This window comes from Agrobacterium sp. Azo12 (genome assembly GCF_029193765.2).
GTDB lineage: Bacteria > Pseudomonadota > Alphaproteobacteria > Rhizobiales > Rhizobiaceae > Agrobacterium.
Map to the genome: position 1 here is coordinate 276,968 of NZ_JARFYO020000003.1, position 15,284 is coordinate 292,251.

A 15,284-nucleotide genomic window follows, 5' to 3' on the forward strand; every position below is an offset into this window, starting at 1 on the left:
GTACGTCTCCCTGTAATGCCGATCATATCAATCTCTGACAATTCTCTCCGACAACACCATGGGCTGCGCGGCAGGCTGTCGCGTTCCAGATCGAGAAGAAAGCTATGACGACCTTGACACCAAAAGGACAGAAAACTGCATTCGTCACCGGTGCATCCAGCGGTATCGGCAAGGCTGCCGCCTTGTCGCTTGCTAGGGCAGGCTACCGGGTGGTCGGCACCAGCCGCAAGGCTTCGCCGCAGGAGATGCGCGAGGGCATACGCATGGTCGCTTGTGACGTAACTTCAGATGCCTCAGTTACCGCCGCTGTGGCACTCGCCCATGCCGAATTTGGCCGCATCGACCTGTTGGTCAACAATGCCGGCTATGCCATATCGGGGGCCGCAGAGGAGAGTTCGATTGAGCAGGTTCGTGCGTTGTTCGACACCAATTTTCTGGGCGTCGTGCGGGTGACGAACGCGGTCCTTCCGATCATGCGTCAGCAGGCCGGTGGCCGGATCCTCAATATCGGTTCGGTCGTGGGACTTATTCCTGGCCCCTTCGGCGCCTATTACACCGCAAGCAAGCACGCGATCGAGGGCTATTCCGAATCCCTGGATCATGAGGTGCGGGGTTTCGGCATCCGGGTCGCGGTCATCGAGCCATGGGCTACCAAGACCTCCATCGAAGCCAACTCACCACAAGGCGATCGTCCTGTTGCGGTCTATCGCAACACATTTGCCAGATATCAGTCTGCATTCAATGCTGCCATGGCGGCTGGAGACACCGCAGATGATGTTGCGGAGACCATCCTTGCAGCAGCACAGGCCACGAAATTGCTGTTACGCTACCCCTCGGGCAAGGCTGCCCGACAGACCTCGTTTGCCCGGCGGTTCCTTCCGCGTGCGCTGTTTGATCGCATCCTGCGCAAACAGTTCAACATCGCATGAGACCATATTCTCAGGCCAATTGCCCACCCGGGCAAAGAGCAGGTCGAACATGACGAACGCATCGGCCCGACCCATTCAGAAGGCCGAATTGGTGATCTACGGTGATGCCGAACATGGTGGTATATTCCAATATCATTGAAAGTTTGTGCCGGAAGCCCTTGGCTTGCCAGGCTGTCTGATCGAACATCATTTCATACTGGAGAAAGCGCGTGAAAGCCTTTGTCGTTGACAGATACAAAAAGAACGGTCCCTTGCGTCTGGCGGATATGCCTGATCCCGAGATCGGTGCCAATGATGTGCTGGTGCACATAGACGCCACCGCGATCAATCTTCTGGATTCCAAGGTTCGTAACGGCGAATTCAAGTTGTTCCTACCCTATCGGCCGCCCTTCATTCTTGGTCACGATCTGGCCGGAACGGTCATTCGTGTTGGCGTTAATGTGCGAGAGTTCAAGGTAGGTGATGAGGTTTACGCCCGCCCGCGAGATCAGAGGGTTGGCGCCTTTGCAGAGATGATAGCGATTGATGCCGCAGATGTTGCGCCGAAACCTCAAAGCCTTTCCATGGAGCAAGCCGCATCGATCCCGCTGGTCGGGTTGACCGCTTGGCAAGCGCTGGTTGAGGTGGGAAAGGTCAAGCCCGGCCAGAAGGTGTTCATCCAGGCCGGTTCCGGTGGTGTCGGCACCTTTGCCATCCAACTTGCCAAACACCTCGGCGCAACCGTGGCGACCACCACCAGTGCCGCGAATGTCGAACTGGTCAAGAGCTTAGGCGCGGACGTGGTGATCGATTACAAGACGCAGGATTTCGAGCGGCTGTTGAGCGGTTATGACCTGGTGCTGAACAGCCAGGATGCCCAAGCGCTGGAAAAGTCACTCAGTGTCCTCAAACCGGGTGGACAGCTCATTTCGATCTCCGGTCCGCCGGACGTTGCCTTCGCCAAATCGCTGCGGTTGAACATGTTTCTGCGCCTGGTGATGCATATGCTGAGCCGTAGCATTCTGAAAAAAGCAAAGAGCCGGGGCGTCAATTACTCCTTCCTGTTCATGCGCGCAGAAGGACAGCAATTGCGTGAAATCGCCAAGCTAATCGACGCCGGCATCATCCGTCCGGTGGTGGACAAGGTGTTCCCCTTTGAGCAGATGCCGGAAGCCTTGGCCTATGTCGAGACCGGGCGCGCCAAGGGAAAGGTCGTGGTACGGGTTGCAGATTAGCTTCGCCGAAGCACTGGAAGATTCTTGTCGCTGTTATCACACTTGCTGCTGATTTCGGTCTCAGCATAGACAAGGTGGCGACTGTCGGCGCCCGTAGCCACGGCGCTGCCACGATGGCTCGCCTTGCCCCACGCATTTATCAAGTAGTTTCGTCTGCTGCTCAAACAGGACTGAGCTTCGCAGAAAGCCAATCTGTCCGGAGCCAAATGTGAGTCGACCGTGGTCGCCTTGCTTTTTTCCGCTGTGTTAGCATATAGGAAATTAATTACCTTGCTGATCAGTTTGGATGAAACAGCCTCCATGACGAACAAAAAAGAAGCGCGGCGAATTGATCAGGAGATACACTCCCTGACCGCCGGGGCTGATCCATTTGCTGCGGCGATGCGTGCGACCAGAATGCCGATGCTGATCACCGACCCTTCGCAATCAGACAATCCGATCGTTTTTGTAAACGACGCGTTTCTAAAACTGACGGGATACACCCGCGAGGAAACACTTGGACGAAACTGCCGCTTTCTACAGGGGCCAGGTACGAACCTCGAGGATGTCAACAGGGTTCGAAAGGCGGTATCCGACAGGCAGCCCATCGAAATAGATCTTCTCAATTATCGCAAGAACGGCACACCTTTCTGGAATCGCCTGCTGGTTTCCCCAGTCTTCAACGAGGGTGAACTTAGCTACTATTTTGCATCGCAACTCGATGTGACGCGGGAGAGAACGGCAGGGACGTCGCCCCGCGACCTCGATGTCGATACTGTGATGCAGCAGAGAATTGCCGATCTGACCGCCGCAGAAGAACGATTGCTGTTTACATTGAAGGCGGGCAGACTTGGCACATGGACACTAAGCTTGCCCGAGGGACGGCTTGTCGCCAGCCAAATATGCAAAGCCAATTTCGGTATTCCTGAGGCCGATACCTTCACGTACGAGAACCTTCGTGCCGCTATCCACCCCGACGATGTTGATCGCTGGCAAGACACGGTTGGGGCTGCGATTGCCGGAGATGGCGAGCTCCACGTGGAGTATCGTGCCTACTGGCCAGACGGTTCCCTCCACTGGATCGAGATCCGAGCGCAGACGATGTATAACGGAAGTGGTCAGCCGACTGTGATGAGCGGCATCTCGATCGACATCACTGAGCGCAAAAAGGCAGAGGAATTCCGAACGCTGATAACTCAGGAGATGGCCCATCGGATCAAAAACATCCTCGCGACGGTTCAGTCTGTTGTAACCCAGTCATTGAGAACTGACGCACCTATTGATGAGATTAGCAGCAACGTTCACGAACGCATTAACGCTCTGGCTCGGTCTCAATCCATTCTGACCGGTGAAAACTTCGAGATCGTTGATTTAAAAAACGCTGTCGAGCGGGCGTTGACGCCGTTCAATGATGACGTGAGGTTTGCAATCGATGGACCACAGGTGACACTTTCCTCCGCCGTGAGCGGTGCCCTTATGATGGCCTTGCATGAGCTCGCCACGAATGCTGTCAAGTACGGTGCGCTATCGACTGAGACGGGAGGTGTTTCCATCAAGTGGACTGTCGAAGGTGAGCGCTTTCAATTTGTCTGGCACGAAACGAACGGCCCTCGCGTTGCATCACCCAAACGCAGAGGCTTCGGCACCCGAATGATAGAACGCGCCCTATCGGCCACAGTGCAAGGAGAGGCGAAAATCGAATACCTTTCCGAAGGCCTTCTCTTTACGCTCGACTGTACAACAGGTGATTTGCGTTAAAGAACCACCGTGACGTGAGATATGACAGAATAAGGCTTTGTCAGCGCTGCATCGCACAAAGCCGCGACAAATTGGATTGTGCCCAGTTACGCGCAGCTGCCTGAACATCTTCCAGGCTCGACAGAATGGCACCAATTTCACCACTGACCTTGAGATCAGAACTTATGATACGACACGCCGCCATATCGAGCGTGGCTGCAACCGTGACTTCACTATCAACGGATGGCATTTGTAGGAAAGAGCCTTGTCCCGACTGGCAGGTGAGAATCGCCTTTGCTGTGACCGATACAACGTTATTGGGAAAAGAGCAGGTATCGAGCGAAACGATGTCGAACCTTGCTGTTTGATTTGGGCCGACGGGGATTTGTTCACAAAGCTGTAGAGTGGAAACTGACCGCGCTATTTGGCTCCAGTTGGGGGTGTTAAGGGCTGAGCGGCAGTCGGCATGCGCCGTCCCGGCGAGCGAGAACATGGTCGCCGAAAGCATACACATGGCTGTCTGTTGACGTGTTTGTTTTCTCATTGCCCGTCCTTCTCAAGCGGGGAGTTATAAGGGCGGATTTATGATCATGATTTGCGGTGGAACGACGGCAGTCCGGAAATAATCGCATGCGTTACAGTCACCTTTTGCGAAGTTGGTTCAAGGGGGATCAGCGAGAGTTTGATCATTCAGGCTGATGTCAGCATTGTTTTCTATGAGCTGGTTCCCGATGACAAACCAAGGGAACACACAATGCGCATCTTAAAGAAAATTTTTATGACCTGTGCTGCGTTCTGCGTCGCAGCGCCTGTGTTCGCAGCGACTACGATTAAGGTTGTCGAAGGAGGCGAAGGTGGCGGTCCGATGACGTTGACGCTCGATCAGTCGACGATCAAGGCCGGCGATACGACGTTTCTGGTTCACAATGACGCCATGAGCGAAGAGCACGAAATGGTGCTCGTCAAGCTGAAGTCAGCGGATCAGATGATCTCCATCAACAAATCCAAGAATAGGGTCGACGAGAAGGCCCTGCACAGCATGGGCGAAGTTGCCGAGTTAAAGCCTGGCGCTGATGGGCAGTTGAAAGTTAAGCTCGCTCCTGGATCATATGTCCTGTTATGCAATATCAAGGGCCACTATGGAGCGGGCATGCATGCCATGCTGACGGTCACAAAGTAGACCCGCGCAATCCATAGGGCACGTTCGATTTTTTTGAGGCTGGAACATGCAACCTCCGTGATGCTCTAAATGCAATGGTTTAATTGCGACACCGATTAAGCCATTGCATTCTTCGGCCTGCACGCGCCCTGCTGTAGCTGACAGCCGCCCTTGTCATTTCAAATCAAATGCCCCTAGATGACATGAGCGCATGGACGTGGCGTATCCCGAAGACCAAGTGGCAAGTGCCAATATTCAAACATGGCCAGGATAACTCTTCCGGTTTTTAGCCACAAGTCGGATGCCGTTTTGCCTAACCTGCTACCGCATCCCCGCCACTATCCGGATGCTAATATTCGTTCATCTGCGGACGTCTCATGTGCGCCAATTGTATTGGAAGAGAACCGTCATGCGAAGCATGACTGACGGTAAACATGATGGGTGGCAAAGTTGGCGCAAAAGGCGCAAGAATAGCGCTCTGCCAGCAAACCACAGTGCGTACACAAACCGTATCGCTGCCGGTAAACAGGAGCTCCAAAATGAATTTGCGAGATATGACAAGGCAGGAATGCGAGACGATGCTAGCGGTGAACCAGATTGGTCATCTCGGCTGCATCTGTGACGAGCGTCCTTATGTTGTTCCAATACGGTATGCTTTCAGGGACGGCGCCTTTTACAGCTTTTCATTACCCGGCAAAAAGATCGACAGTCTTCGACTTAACCCGCACGCCTGCGTCCAGATTGAGCAATTGGTCACACCGGATGAATGGCAGAGCGTCCTTCTCGAGGGCCGTTATCAAGAACTGCCTGACGACGAAAAATGGCATGATGAACATATGTATGCCTGGTCTCTTTTACAGCAGAGGGCCAACTGGTGGGAACCGGGAATGTACAAGTCCAAGGATGCGGTAGGCCTCACCCCCGTTTTCTATAGCATCCAGATTGAAGTTATCTCTGGGCGCCATGCGACAAGGGATTTGATCGCAAGCACTATCTAAATCCACTGTTGGTTAAGGATGCTCTGTCGGTATCTTTGACGAACGACTGTGTGCACTGCCGATCAACTCGAGTGACATACGCTGGCTCGTTAGCACGAGGATGCTATCTGATGCAGATCATACGTGAGGTCGCGAGCCTCTCGCCTGATAATTTGAGAACCGCCAATCGTATTCAGATTCAGGCGAGAACGCCCTGAAGCTCGCGGCTTACCTGCAACAATGATGGCAGATAGGTCTCAATGACCTGTGCCATGGGCTCAGGGGAGGCTGCGAGCCCCGTATTGAGAGCCCCGATGACAATGCCGCGCGCATTTTTAAGTGGGACCGCGACCGATCGCAGCCCTTGCTCGACCTCCTGGTCGACCGCGGCATATCCTTGCTTTCTCACCAGTTCCAACTCTGCCATTATCGCGTCGACATCATCGAGTGTCCGCAAAGTTCTGGCCTGGAGCGGATGGCCCGACAGCATGTCGCGAACGTGATGTTCAGCCAGTGCCGCCAGCATAACCCGCCCCAAAGAGGTGCAGTAGGCCGGAAGTCGGGACCCGGGCATCAGAGCAATCGACATCACTCTTCTCTGCGCTGCACGGGCCACGTAAACGATTTCCGCATCGTCCAGAATAGCAACAGATGTGCTCTGACCGATCTTTTCCGACAGTTGATCAAGCCAAGGCTGAACAATGCGTGGCAATGGCATGGATGCGAGGCATCCTGTTCCGAGCCGCAGTACACGCGGGGTCACAGTGAAGAATTTACCATCATATGCACAGTACCCATGTTCTGCGAGGGTCAACAGGCACCGCCGTGCGGTGGCTCGGTCCAGTCCCGTGATGTCCGCAGTTTGCGAAATGCTCAAACGCGGTGTTTCCGCGGTAAATGCTTCGATAACGCGTAGGCCCTTGGCTAAACCGCCCATCATGTCGTTCTGCTTGATAGCCACATCATTTCTCGTTTGTGCGATATGTAAACAAATGCAGTATATCGCACAATTCGGTTGAGGTCGACAATGGGCAGCGGTAGAAAATTAGACAAGGCTCCTTAACGGGGCCATCGAAGTTACATCCGTGGAGGTCGTAGGATGGACAAGACGAGCCCGAACCTTGCGCAAGCCGTCTCGGAGATTGGTGACGGCGCAACGGTGATGATCGGTGGTTTCGGAGGATCTGGTGCGCCGATTGAACTTATTCACGCACTGATCGACAAAGGGCCGAAAGGCCTGACAGTGATAAACAATAATGCCGGAAATGGCCGGATCGGCATCGCTGCCATGATCGATGCGGGCATGGTCCGCAAAATGATCTGTTCGTTTCCGAAATCGTCTGATCCGCGTGCATTTACTGACAGGTATCTTGCTGGTGAAATCGAACTTGAGCTTGTTCCGCAAGGCACGCTCGCGGAACGTATTCGTGCGGGCGGAGCAGGAATTCCGGCATTCTACACGCCGACCGCCTACGGCACGGAGCTTGCCAACGGAAAGCCGATCGGCGAGTTTGATGGCAGGCACTATGTTCAGGAGCGTTGGCTTAAGGCCGATTTCGCCATCATCAAGGCTCATCTCGGCGATCGCCATGGAAACCTGATCTACAATAAGGCCGCACGCAACTTCAATCCGTTGATGTGCATGGCCGCTGCCAGGACGATTGTTCAGGTCTCCGGCATCGTCGAACCCGGGGAAATTGATCCCGAACATGTCGTGACCCCCGGGATTTTTGTTGATCGTCTTGTCGAGGTCTCACAGCCACAACAGGAAGAGGAACTCATTCGGGCCGGAGTTGCTTACGCATGACAAGTGCCATTCACGAAGAACACAAGCTAAGCAACGCGCAGATTGCCTGGCGTGCAGCCCAGGACATCGCTGACGGTGCCTATGTCAACCTTGGTATCGGTTTTCCGGAGATGGTTGCGCGGTACCAACCACCCGGCCGGGAAGCGATATTCCACACGGAAAACGGCATCCTCGATTTTGGAGAGGCGCCGAAGGCCGGTGAGGAGGATTGGGATCTCATCAATGCCGGGAAAAAGGCCGTGACTTTGAAGCCCGGTGCCGCGTTCTTCCATCATGCAGACAGTTTTGCCATGGTGCGCGGTGGTCATCTCGATGTCGCTATTCTCGGTGCCTTACAGGTTGCGCAAAATGGAGACCTTGCGAATTGGCGGGTCGGTTCTAAGGGTGTGCCAGCGGTCGGCGGTGCGATGGATCTTGTCCACGGCGCCAAGCAGGTCTTTGTCATCACCGAACACGTGACCAAGAACGGCGAGCCGAAGCTGGTTGAGAAATGCACGTTCCCGTTGACCGGTGTTGCTTGCGTCACACGCATCTACACCAGCCACGCTGTCATCGACGTCGCTCAGGGGCGTTTTGTGCTGAGGGAGAAACTTGTCGGCATGAGCGTTGATGATCTGCAAGCCATGACCGGAGCAGCGCTGCATGTCGACGGGGCGGTCGCCGACCTCGTCGTTCCTGATTTGTGAGGGCAATACCTATGGCCGAAGCTTACATCTGCGACTACGTCAGAACCCCCATTGGCCGGTTTGGCGGGGCGCTTTCCTCGGTACGCGCTGACGATCTCGGAGCTTTGCCGCTCAAGGCGCTTGTCGAACGAAATACTGGCGTCGACTGGGAGGCGATTGGAGACATCATTTATGGCTGTGCCAATCAGGCAGGCGAAGACAACAGGAATGTCGCGCGTATGTCGCTACTTCTTGCTGGGCTACCGGTCTCCGTTAGTGGCACCACAGTCAACCGCCTGTGCGGTTCCGGTATGGATGCGGTGATGACCGCCGCCCGCGCTATTAAATCAGGCGAAGCAGACTTAATGATCGCTGGAGGCGTGGAAAGCATGAGCCGTGCGCCTTTTGTGATGCCCAAGGCGGACACGGCGTTTTCCCGTCATGCGGAAATCCATGACACGACGATTGGCTGGCGTTTCATCAATCCATTGATGAAAAGTCTGTATGGCGTCGATTCCATGCCCGAAACGGGGGAAAATGTTGCGCAAGATTACCGGATTTCGCGCGAAGATCAGGATGCATTTGCGTTTCGCAGCCAGATGAAAGCCGCGGCTGCACAGGAAAATGGCCGACTTGCCCGAGAAATCATCCCGGTTTTTGTCCCGCAGCGAAAGGGCGATGCCATCATGGTTTCCCAAGATGAGCATCCCCGAGCAACAACGCTTGAAGCCCTTGCCAAACTCGGCACACCTTTCAGGAAGGAAGGGGGAACGGTGACAGCGGGCAATGCGTCCGGGGTCAACGACGGCGCTGCCGCTCTCATACTCGCTTCCGAGCAAGCCGCAAAAAAATATGGTCTGACGCCACGTGCCCGTGTTCTGGCCGGGGCGGCAGCCGGTGTTCCTCCGCGCGTCATGGGCATTGGCCCAGTACCGGCCTCTAAGAAGCTGATGACGATGCTCGGCCTCACACAGGACCGCTTCGATGTCATTGAACTCAACGAAGCTTTCGCATCACAAGGCCTGGCAACGTTAAGAGAGCTCGGCATCGCCGATGATGACCCGCGCGTCAATCCAAATGGCGGCGCGATAGCGCTTGGCCACCCGTTGGGTATGTCGGGCGCCCGCATTGCAGGAACAGCCGCGCTTCAACTTTCTCTGGGCAAGGGAAAGTATGCGCTGGCAACAATGTGCATCGGCGTGGGACAGGGTATTGCGATCGCTTTGGAACGGGTTTGAATTTCAACGAAGGGCCGCTCGTAGAAAACGTTGGTGCATACGGCCCATCGCAGCTTCAATATTACGGGCGGGCGCCACAAGGGGTGGTCTGCCGTGTGCTTTACGGTAAAGCTGTTTTTGAGAATGACGGACTTGGGCACTGCTTCATCGCACAAGTCCGTCGCACTTCGTCACAAACAATCAGGCTGCCAGGATGACCTTCATAGCTTTCTCGCGTGCTGCGTTGCCAAAGACATCATAGGCATCGAGGATTTGATGGAGCGCAAATCGGTGCGTGATTAGCTTGCCAGGGTCCAGTTTGCCGCTCGCCAGAGTTTTGAGCAACATCGGCGTCGTGTTGGTGCAAACGAGACCCATCGAGATGTTGATGTTTTTTATCCACAGCTCTTCAATATGCAACTCGACCGGTTTTCCGTGAACGCCCACATTGGCAATCTTGCCACCGGCTGAGACGATCTTCTGGCAAATGTCAAAGGTCGCCGGTACGCCGACGGCTTCAATGGCCACATCGACACCTAGGCCATCGGTAAGGGCGAGAATGCGCGAAACCGCATCTTCCTCTCCGACCTGAACACTGTCTGTTGCCCCGAACTGAAGCGAGAGCGCCAGTCGCGCCGGGTCTGTATCGACCATGATGATCTTCCCGGGCGAGTAAAACTGCGCCGTAAGGAGGGCTGACATACCGACCGGTCCCGCACCGACAATCGCAATAGTATCACCTGGCTTGACGCCACCTGCCTGCACACCGATTTCAAGGCCTGTCGGCATGATATCGGACAGCATCACCAACGCTTCTTCATCTGCTCCTTCGGGAATTGGATAAAGCGAGTTGTCGCCATGAGGGATACAAACATACTCTGCCTGCGTGCCATCGATCTTGTGACCGAGAATCCAGCCTCCGTCGGAGCAATGGGCGTAGAGTTGTCGTTTGCAGTTCGGGCAGGCGCCACATGAGGTGACGCAAGAAATGAGGACGGCATCACCCTTTTTAAAGTTGCGTATTGCTGCCCCGACCTCTTCGACAATGCCGACACCTTCGTGGCCAAGTGTGGTGCCCGGTGAGACTGTCGGAACATCACCCTTTAGAATATGCAGATCGGTTCCGCATATGGTGGTTTTGGTGACACGCACGATAACATCGGTGGGTTTGCGAATTTCTGGTTTCGGCTTTTCAACCCAGTCCTTTTTGCCAGGTCCGTTATAAACAAGCGCTTTCATCGAATCCTCCCCTTGGGGCATGCCCTTGAGCATGATTTTGCAGAGATCACACAAACCCGTCTCCTGTCCGGATGGTGAAGAGCCGACTGGCCCTGGTATCATCCTAGACGAAAAGAGCATTGTCATGCCGGCACTGCGTGCTCCAATCCGGAGGTCTGTGATCCAAATGAGAAAGATTGTTCCGGGGTGTTTGGTATTGTGCCGAAACGAGCTGTCTCTCACCGATCAGGTATAGGTTCGCCGCGTCCCACGCCTGTTCGGTTCTGCAACGTTTGTAGAGGTGTTTCTCCGAAGCGCTGGCGATATGAGGCACTCATGATGCTCATATTCACATATCCTCTTGCGGCGGCAACTGAGGAAACAGTGTGGGTTGGTGACGCGTCCTCGAGTGCCTTGCGCAGCCCATCGAGCCGACGAGCGGTCAGATAATCGTGAGGTGTGATACCACGAAAGCGCCGGAACCCTTCCGAGAGACTACGGGCTGAAATCCCGAGCTGTGCGGCGATCTCCACCACAGTCGGGGCTTTGTGGGCTTGTTCAGCCATCAAGCGCTCTGCGTCGCGAACGTAACGTGGCGCAGCGCTACGCGCGCCCGTTTCGAGATTAAGCCCCGAGGATGTGGCCCATGCGCGCAATAATTCGAGGCAGATCGTTTCCTCGATCCGTTTCTCAATCAGAGGGCTGTCGACGCGATCGCTGTTAGCATTTATCGAAAGGGTTGCGTAATTAAGCAAGGAAAGCCAGGCTGACTGTCCTCGGCCGAACACGATGCGCTTCCTCCACAGGTCGTCTTCCGGTACGAAGCCATACCAGCGCTGTGCCGTCTGCTCCATTAACCTATGGGATATCGTCAGGTTGAGCTGGAGATCACTGCCATCAGCGACGTTCCAGTAATCAGTGCGACTACAATCAACAACATAGCTGTCACCCGGCCTGGTGTCGACGCTCGTTCCGTCGCTTAGAGGTTGGCGCACGCTCCCACGCATCGTGTTGACGACAATGATGTTTCCAGAAGAGGGGTCGAATTCGTCCGCCTTTGTCGGGGTTCCAAAGCAAAAGCGACTGAAAACGATCTGCCCTACGGACAATGTGCGTAGCGTAGCATTGGGATCGGCACCGGCAACCAGCGGCCGGGTCGAGAGCGGCATATAAACCCGGTTACAAAAGGCATTCACTTGAGCCCACTCTCGAGACTCATTCAGCTGGCCGTTTAAAAGCGGTTGCCCTTCGGCATCATATATCAAAGCGTGATCCAGCACGTGACATCCTCCACCTCTAGGACATCCTGCCGGAAAAACCGAAGATTTCAATCCACCAAAATCCCCCGGGAACGATGGACTCGATTCAAACCGGTATCTCCCCGTCAGCTGTTCGGTTTATCGTGTCTGGGACTGGATGGATCAGCGCTCGGCGTTTGTGAGGACCGCAGATTATATTTTTGTTTCCTCAAGCCATGGCCGTCACCCGCGAAGGCCCCAGCATGTCGCCCCCGGTTCCAGGGGACTGTACCCGCATGACAGCGAAACAACGAAGACAATAGGGCGCTCCAGGCCCCCTAGCGTTATTCGCCGGGCGAATAGCAATCGCAAAAAACATTCATTTGTTAAATTTCATGTTCCGTTGGTAAATCGAGAAAAGCGAATTTGACGTCTAAACGTTGATAAAAGAGGGAACTAAAAAATGAAAACAGGCGTATTTCTCGTAACCGGTATCTTGGGCTTGGTTGCCACTCCTGTTCTGGCAAAGGATCTGACGATCGGTCTCAGCGGAACGGTGACGTCGATCGATCCGCATTTCTATAATGCTTCGCCGAACAACTCGATCGCGATGCAGATTTTCGATCGACTGACGGAGCGCACCGCTGAGGGACTGTTGGTCGAGGGTCTTGCGACAAAGTGGGAATCAGTCTCCGAGACAAAATGGCGTTTTGCGCTGCGCGATGGCGTCAAGTGGCATGATGACAAGCCATTTACCTCCGATGACGTGGTTTTCACGCTCACCCGGGCTGGAAGCGTGCCAAACAGCCCGGGTGGCTTTGGCGGCTTCATGCGCAATATTGCGAAAGTCGAGGCGGACGGCGAAAATGCTGTTGTGATTGACACAAAGACACCTGCACCAACGCTTCCAGGCGATCTCGCCAATATCGCTATCGTGTCGCGTCATGCAGGTGAGGGGGCCGATACGGCCGATTACAATTCCGGCAAGGCAGCAATCGGGACAGGCGCTTTCCGTTTCACCACATTCAAGCAGGGCATCGAGGTTGGCCTTGAGCGCAATCCTGATTGGTGGGGCAAGAAAGTTGCCTGGGATCACGCGACCTATCGCATGATTTCCAGTGCAAGCGCACGCACGACGGCTGCTCTGGCAGGCGACGTTGATGTCATCGACGCACCGGCTGCAACAGACATCGCCCGTTTCAAGACCACCGCCAATCTCTCATTCGTTAGCACTCCGGGTCTTCGGGTTATTTATCTCGCGCCATCGACATCAGGTGACGCGTGGAAGGCCAATGTGAAGGGAGCAAAGGGAGAGGCGCTGGACAAAAATCCGCTGGCGGATCCGCGTGTTCGCACCGCCCTTTCGGAAGCGATCAATCGCGAAGGCATTGTCGACAAGATCATGGAGGGGACGGCCACCGCGTCTGGTCAATGGCTTCCAAAGGGCGCTTTCTCCTATACGCCTGACATTCAACCTCCAAAGCCAGACGCCGCTGCAGCCAAGAAGTTACTGGCCGAAGCCGGTTATCCGGACGGCTTCCAGTTGACGGTTCACGTGCCGAATGATCGCTACCCCAATGCGCCTGCCGTTGTTCAGGCTGTTGCTCAGATGTGGACAAGAATTGGCGTGAAGACGAATGTGGAGGCTCTTCCCTGGACGACCTTCTCATCGCGCAAGTCGGAATTTGCGATGAAGCTTCTGGGTCTTGGCAACGCGACCTATGACGCAAGCTCAATGCTGGTCAACGTGCTTGGCACAGTGGATCCAAAACGCGGGCTGGGTGCTGCAAATGATAGCGGTTATTCCAATCCGGCGCTTGATGACCTCGTATCCAAGGCAATGACGATCTACGACGACAAGGCCCGTGAAACGGCGCTCATCGAGGCTGTCAAGGTTGCCGTCACGGACGGAGCCATCATCCCGCTTTACCAGCAGAGCAATGCCTGGGTGATGCGCAAGGGACTGTCTTATGCGCCGCGCATCGACGAGCGTACGCTTGCCAAGGACATTTCCGAATAATCTGGAAATAACAGGCTGGTGTCAAAGCATCAGCCTGCTTCCGGCAATTTGGTGGCGAAGCTATCGGCTCAGATGTCGGCTACAACATTGCAAACCATTCACGAACGGATGGTCAGTATCTTACCTATAACAAGAGGGTATCATGACCCTGTGGATTATCCAGCGCCTGATGCAAGCGATCCTGGTCGCTCTCGCCATGGCCCTGATTGTATTTGTCGGACTTCATCTGATCGGCAGTCCGATTGAGACCTTGCTTCCGCCGGAGGCTACCCACGATGACCGTTTGCGTCTGATCGCCGATCTTGGGCTTGATCGACCTCTTTATGAACAGTTCTTCCTGTTTCTGAAAGGGTTGTTACAGGGTAATCTCGGTGTCAGCTACGTTTACAAGGAGCCTGCGGTCGAGCTCATCTTGTCGCGCTTGCCTGCAACGCTGGAGCTCGCCTTCGCTGCCGTTCTTTTATCGATCATCGTCGGTGTGCCACTTGGCCTTGCCGCTGGCTGGAAGCCCGAAAGCCCCTTTGCGCGCTTCATCATGATTGGTTCGATCTTCGGCTTCAGTCTGCCGATTTTCTGGATCGCTATCCTGCTTATCATGATCTTCAGCGTCCAGCTCGGCTGGCTCCCAAGTTCGGGGCGAGGTGCAACCGAAATCATCTTTGGAATACCGTGGTCTTTTGTCACTCTTGATGGTCTGCGGCACATGCTGTTGCCAGCCGTCAGTCTCTCGCTTTTCAATATTTCGATGGTGACCCGTTTGACTGAGGCTGGCGTGCGCGAGGCAATGTCGAGCGAATATGTGCGGTTTGCCCGAGCAAAGGGACTATCACCAAGACGCATCCTCGGTGTCCATGTGCTCAAGAACGTAATGATCCCCGTCGTCACTGTCGTCGGTCTGGATATCGGGCAGACGATAGCGTTCTCGGTTGTGACCGAAACAATTTTTGCATGGCCAGGTGTCGGCAAGATCATCATTGACAGCATTGCCGCGCTCGATCGCCCAGTCATCGTCGCCTACCTGATGCTGGTGGTCATCATGTTCGTCATCATCAACCTCGTCGTGGATGTCACCTACAGGCTACTCGATCCACGCATTCGGCTTCAGGGAGAGTGACGTGCAAGCG

Annotated in this window: 14 protein-coding genes; 10 read left to right on the forward strand and 4 right to left on the reverse strand. The window is 54.8% G+C overall.

The window, feature by feature from the left end; genetic code table 11:
- Positions 1-104 precede the first annotated feature (104 nt).
- The 3 genes from PYL13_RS23330 to PYL13_RS23340 all read left to right on the forward strand — a co-directional run bounded on the left by PYL13_RS23330 (position 105) and on the right by PYL13_RS23340 (position 3,880).
- Positions 105-929 (forward strand): oxidoreductase, encoded by an 825-nt coding sequence (locus tag PYL13_RS23330; RefSeq protein WP_275643045.1) that lies wholly within the window; start codon positions 105-107, stop codon positions 927-929.
- Between the two features lie 209 nt (positions 930-1,138).
- Positions 1,139-2,143, forward strand: a complete 1,005-nt coding sequence (locus PYL13_RS23335; RefSeq protein ID WP_275643046.1) for an NADP-dependent oxidoreductase — start codon at positions 1,139-1,141, stop codon at positions 2,141-2,143.
- Between the two features lie 219 nt (positions 2,144-2,362).
- Complete coding sequence (locus PYL13_RS23340; RefSeq protein ID WP_368077703.1) at positions 2,363-3,880, forward strand: PAS domain-containing protein; 1,518 nt, start codon at positions 2,363-2,365, stop codon at positions 3,878-3,880.
- 40 nt (positions 3,881-3,920) lie between these two features.
- Here PYL13_RS23340 and PYL13_RS23345 read toward each other — a convergent pair whose 3' ends face one another.
- Positions 3,921-4,403: a hypothetical protein gene (locus tag PYL13_RS23345; protein WP_275643047.1), complete on the reverse strand. Its 483-nt coding sequence runs from the start codon at positions 4,401-4,403 to the stop codon at positions 3,921-3,923.
- A 210-nt stretch (positions 4,404-4,613) separates the two neighbouring features.
- Here PYL13_RS23345 and PYL13_RS23350 point away from each other — a divergent pair, with 210 nt between their 5' ends.
- Both PYL13_RS23350 and PYL13_RS23355 read left to right on the forward strand, forming a co-directional pair.
- A complete protein-coding gene (locus tag PYL13_RS23350) occupies positions 4,614-5,039 on the forward strand; it encodes a plastocyanin/azurin family copper-binding protein (protein WP_275643086.1) in 426 nt (141 codons plus the stop codon).
- A gap of 518 nt (positions 5,040-5,557) precedes the next feature.
- The gene (locus tag PYL13_RS23355; RefSeq protein WP_275643048.1) at positions 5,558-6,016 is read left to right on the forward strand and encodes a pyridoxamine 5'-phosphate oxidase family protein; all 459 of its coding nucleotides are present in this window, start codon (positions 5,558-5,560) and stop codon (positions 6,014-6,016) included.
- 178 nt (positions 6,017-6,194) lie between these two features.
- On the opposite strand, the gene PYL13_RS23360 is transcribed toward PYL13_RS23355, so the two are convergent.
- A complete protein-coding gene (locus PYL13_RS23360; RefSeq protein WP_275643049.1) occupies positions 6,195-6,956 on the reverse strand; it encodes an IclR family transcriptional regulator domain-containing protein in 762 nt (253 codons plus the stop codon).
- Positions 6,957-7,094: 138 nt separating this feature from the next.
- Between PYL13_RS23360 and PYL13_RS23365 the strand changes: the two genes are divergently transcribed.
- The 3 genes from PYL13_RS23365 to pcaF are packed head-to-tail and all read left to right on the forward strand — an operon-like array spanning position 7,095 to position 9,705.
- On the forward strand, positions 7,095-7,802 hold the full coding sequence (locus PYL13_RS23365; protein WP_250984680.1) for a 3-oxoacid CoA-transferase subunit A: 708 nt from the start codon (positions 7,095-7,097) through the stop codon (positions 7,800-7,802).
- Entirely contained in the window at positions 7,799-8,488 is a 690-nt protein-coding gene (locus PYL13_RS23370; protein WP_275643050.1) for a CoA transferase subunit B, read from the forward strand. The genes PYL13_RS23365 and PYL13_RS23370 overlap by 4 nt, the downstream gene beginning before the upstream one ends.
- Before the next feature lie 11 nt (positions 8,489-8,499).
- Positions 8,500-9,705 (forward strand): 3-oxoadipyl-CoA thiolase, encoded by a 1,206-nt coding sequence (gene pcaF, locus PYL13_RS23375; RefSeq protein ID WP_275643051.1) that lies wholly within the window; start codon positions 8,500-8,502, stop codon positions 9,703-9,705.
- 180 nt (positions 9,706-9,885) lie between these two features.
- Here pcaF and PYL13_RS23380 read toward each other — a convergent pair whose 3' ends face one another.
- Positions 9,886-10,923 (reverse strand): zinc-dependent alcohol dehydrogenase family protein, encoded by a 1,038-nt coding sequence (locus PYL13_RS23380; protein ID WP_275643052.1) that lies wholly within the window; start codon positions 10,921-10,923, stop codon positions 9,886-9,888.
- Positions 10,924-11,141: 218 nt separating this feature from the next.
- Positions 11,142-12,182: an AraC family transcriptional regulator gene (locus PYL13_RS23385; protein WP_275643053.1), complete on the reverse strand. Its 1,041-nt coding sequence runs from the start codon at positions 12,180-12,182 to the stop codon at positions 11,142-11,144.
- Between the two features lie 421 nt (positions 12,183-12,603).
- Between PYL13_RS23385 and PYL13_RS23390 the strand changes: the two genes are divergently transcribed.
- Together PYL13_RS23390 and PYL13_RS23395 are read left to right on the forward strand one after the other, a co-directional pair.
- On the forward strand, positions 12,604-14,160 hold the full coding sequence (locus PYL13_RS23390) for an ABC transporter substrate-binding protein (RefSeq protein ID WP_275643054.1): 1,557 nt from the start codon (positions 12,604-12,606) through the stop codon (positions 14,158-14,160).
- 142 nt (positions 14,161-14,302) lie between these two features.
- The gene (locus tag PYL13_RS23395) at positions 14,303-15,274 is read left to right on the forward strand and encodes an ABC transporter permease (RefSeq protein WP_259149729.1); all 972 of its coding nucleotides are present in this window, start codon (positions 14,303-14,305) and stop codon (positions 15,272-15,274) included.
- Positions 15,275-15,284 lie beyond the last annotated feature (10 nt).

Bases quoted from the DNA above. Each gene is read 5' to 3' on its own strand.
- PYL13_RS23330 (WP_275643045.1), top strand. From the start codon at position 105: ATGACGACCTTGACACCAAAAGGACAGAAAACTGCATTCGTCACCGGT.
- PYL13_RS23345 (WP_275643047.1), bottom strand. From the start codon at position 4,403: ATGAGAAAACAAACACGTCAACAGACAGCCATGTGTATGCTTTCGGCG.
- PYL13_RS23350 (WP_275643086.1), top strand. From the start codon at position 4,614: ATGCGCATCTTAAAGAAAATTTTTATGACCTGTGCTGCGTTCTGCGTC.
- PYL13_RS23355 (WP_275643048.1), top strand. From the start codon at position 5,558: ATGAATTTGCGAGATATGACAAGGCAGGAATGCGAGACGATGCTAGCG.
- PYL13_RS23365 (WP_250984680.1), top strand. From the start codon at position 7,095: ATGGACAAGACGAGCCCGAACCTTGCGCAAGCCGTCTCGGAGATTGGT.
- PYL13_RS23370 (WP_275643050.1), top strand. From the start codon at position 7,799: ATGACAAGTGCCATTCACGAAGAACACAAGCTAAGCAACGCGCAGATT.
- pcaF (WP_275643051.1), top strand. From the start codon at position 8,500: ATGGCCGAAGCTTACATCTGCGACTACGTCAGAACCCCCATTGGCCGG.
- PYL13_RS23380 (WP_275643052.1), bottom strand. From the start codon at position 10,923: ATGAAAGCGCTTGTTTATAACGGACCTGGCAAAAAGGACTGGGTTGAA.
- PYL13_RS23390 (WP_275643054.1), top strand. From the start codon at position 12,604: ATGAAAACAGGCGTATTTCTCGTAACCGGTATCTTGGGCTTGGTTGCC.
- PYL13_RS23395 (WP_259149729.1), top strand. From the start codon at position 14,303: ATGACCCTGTGGATTATCCAGCGCCTGATGCAAGCGATCCTGGTCGCT.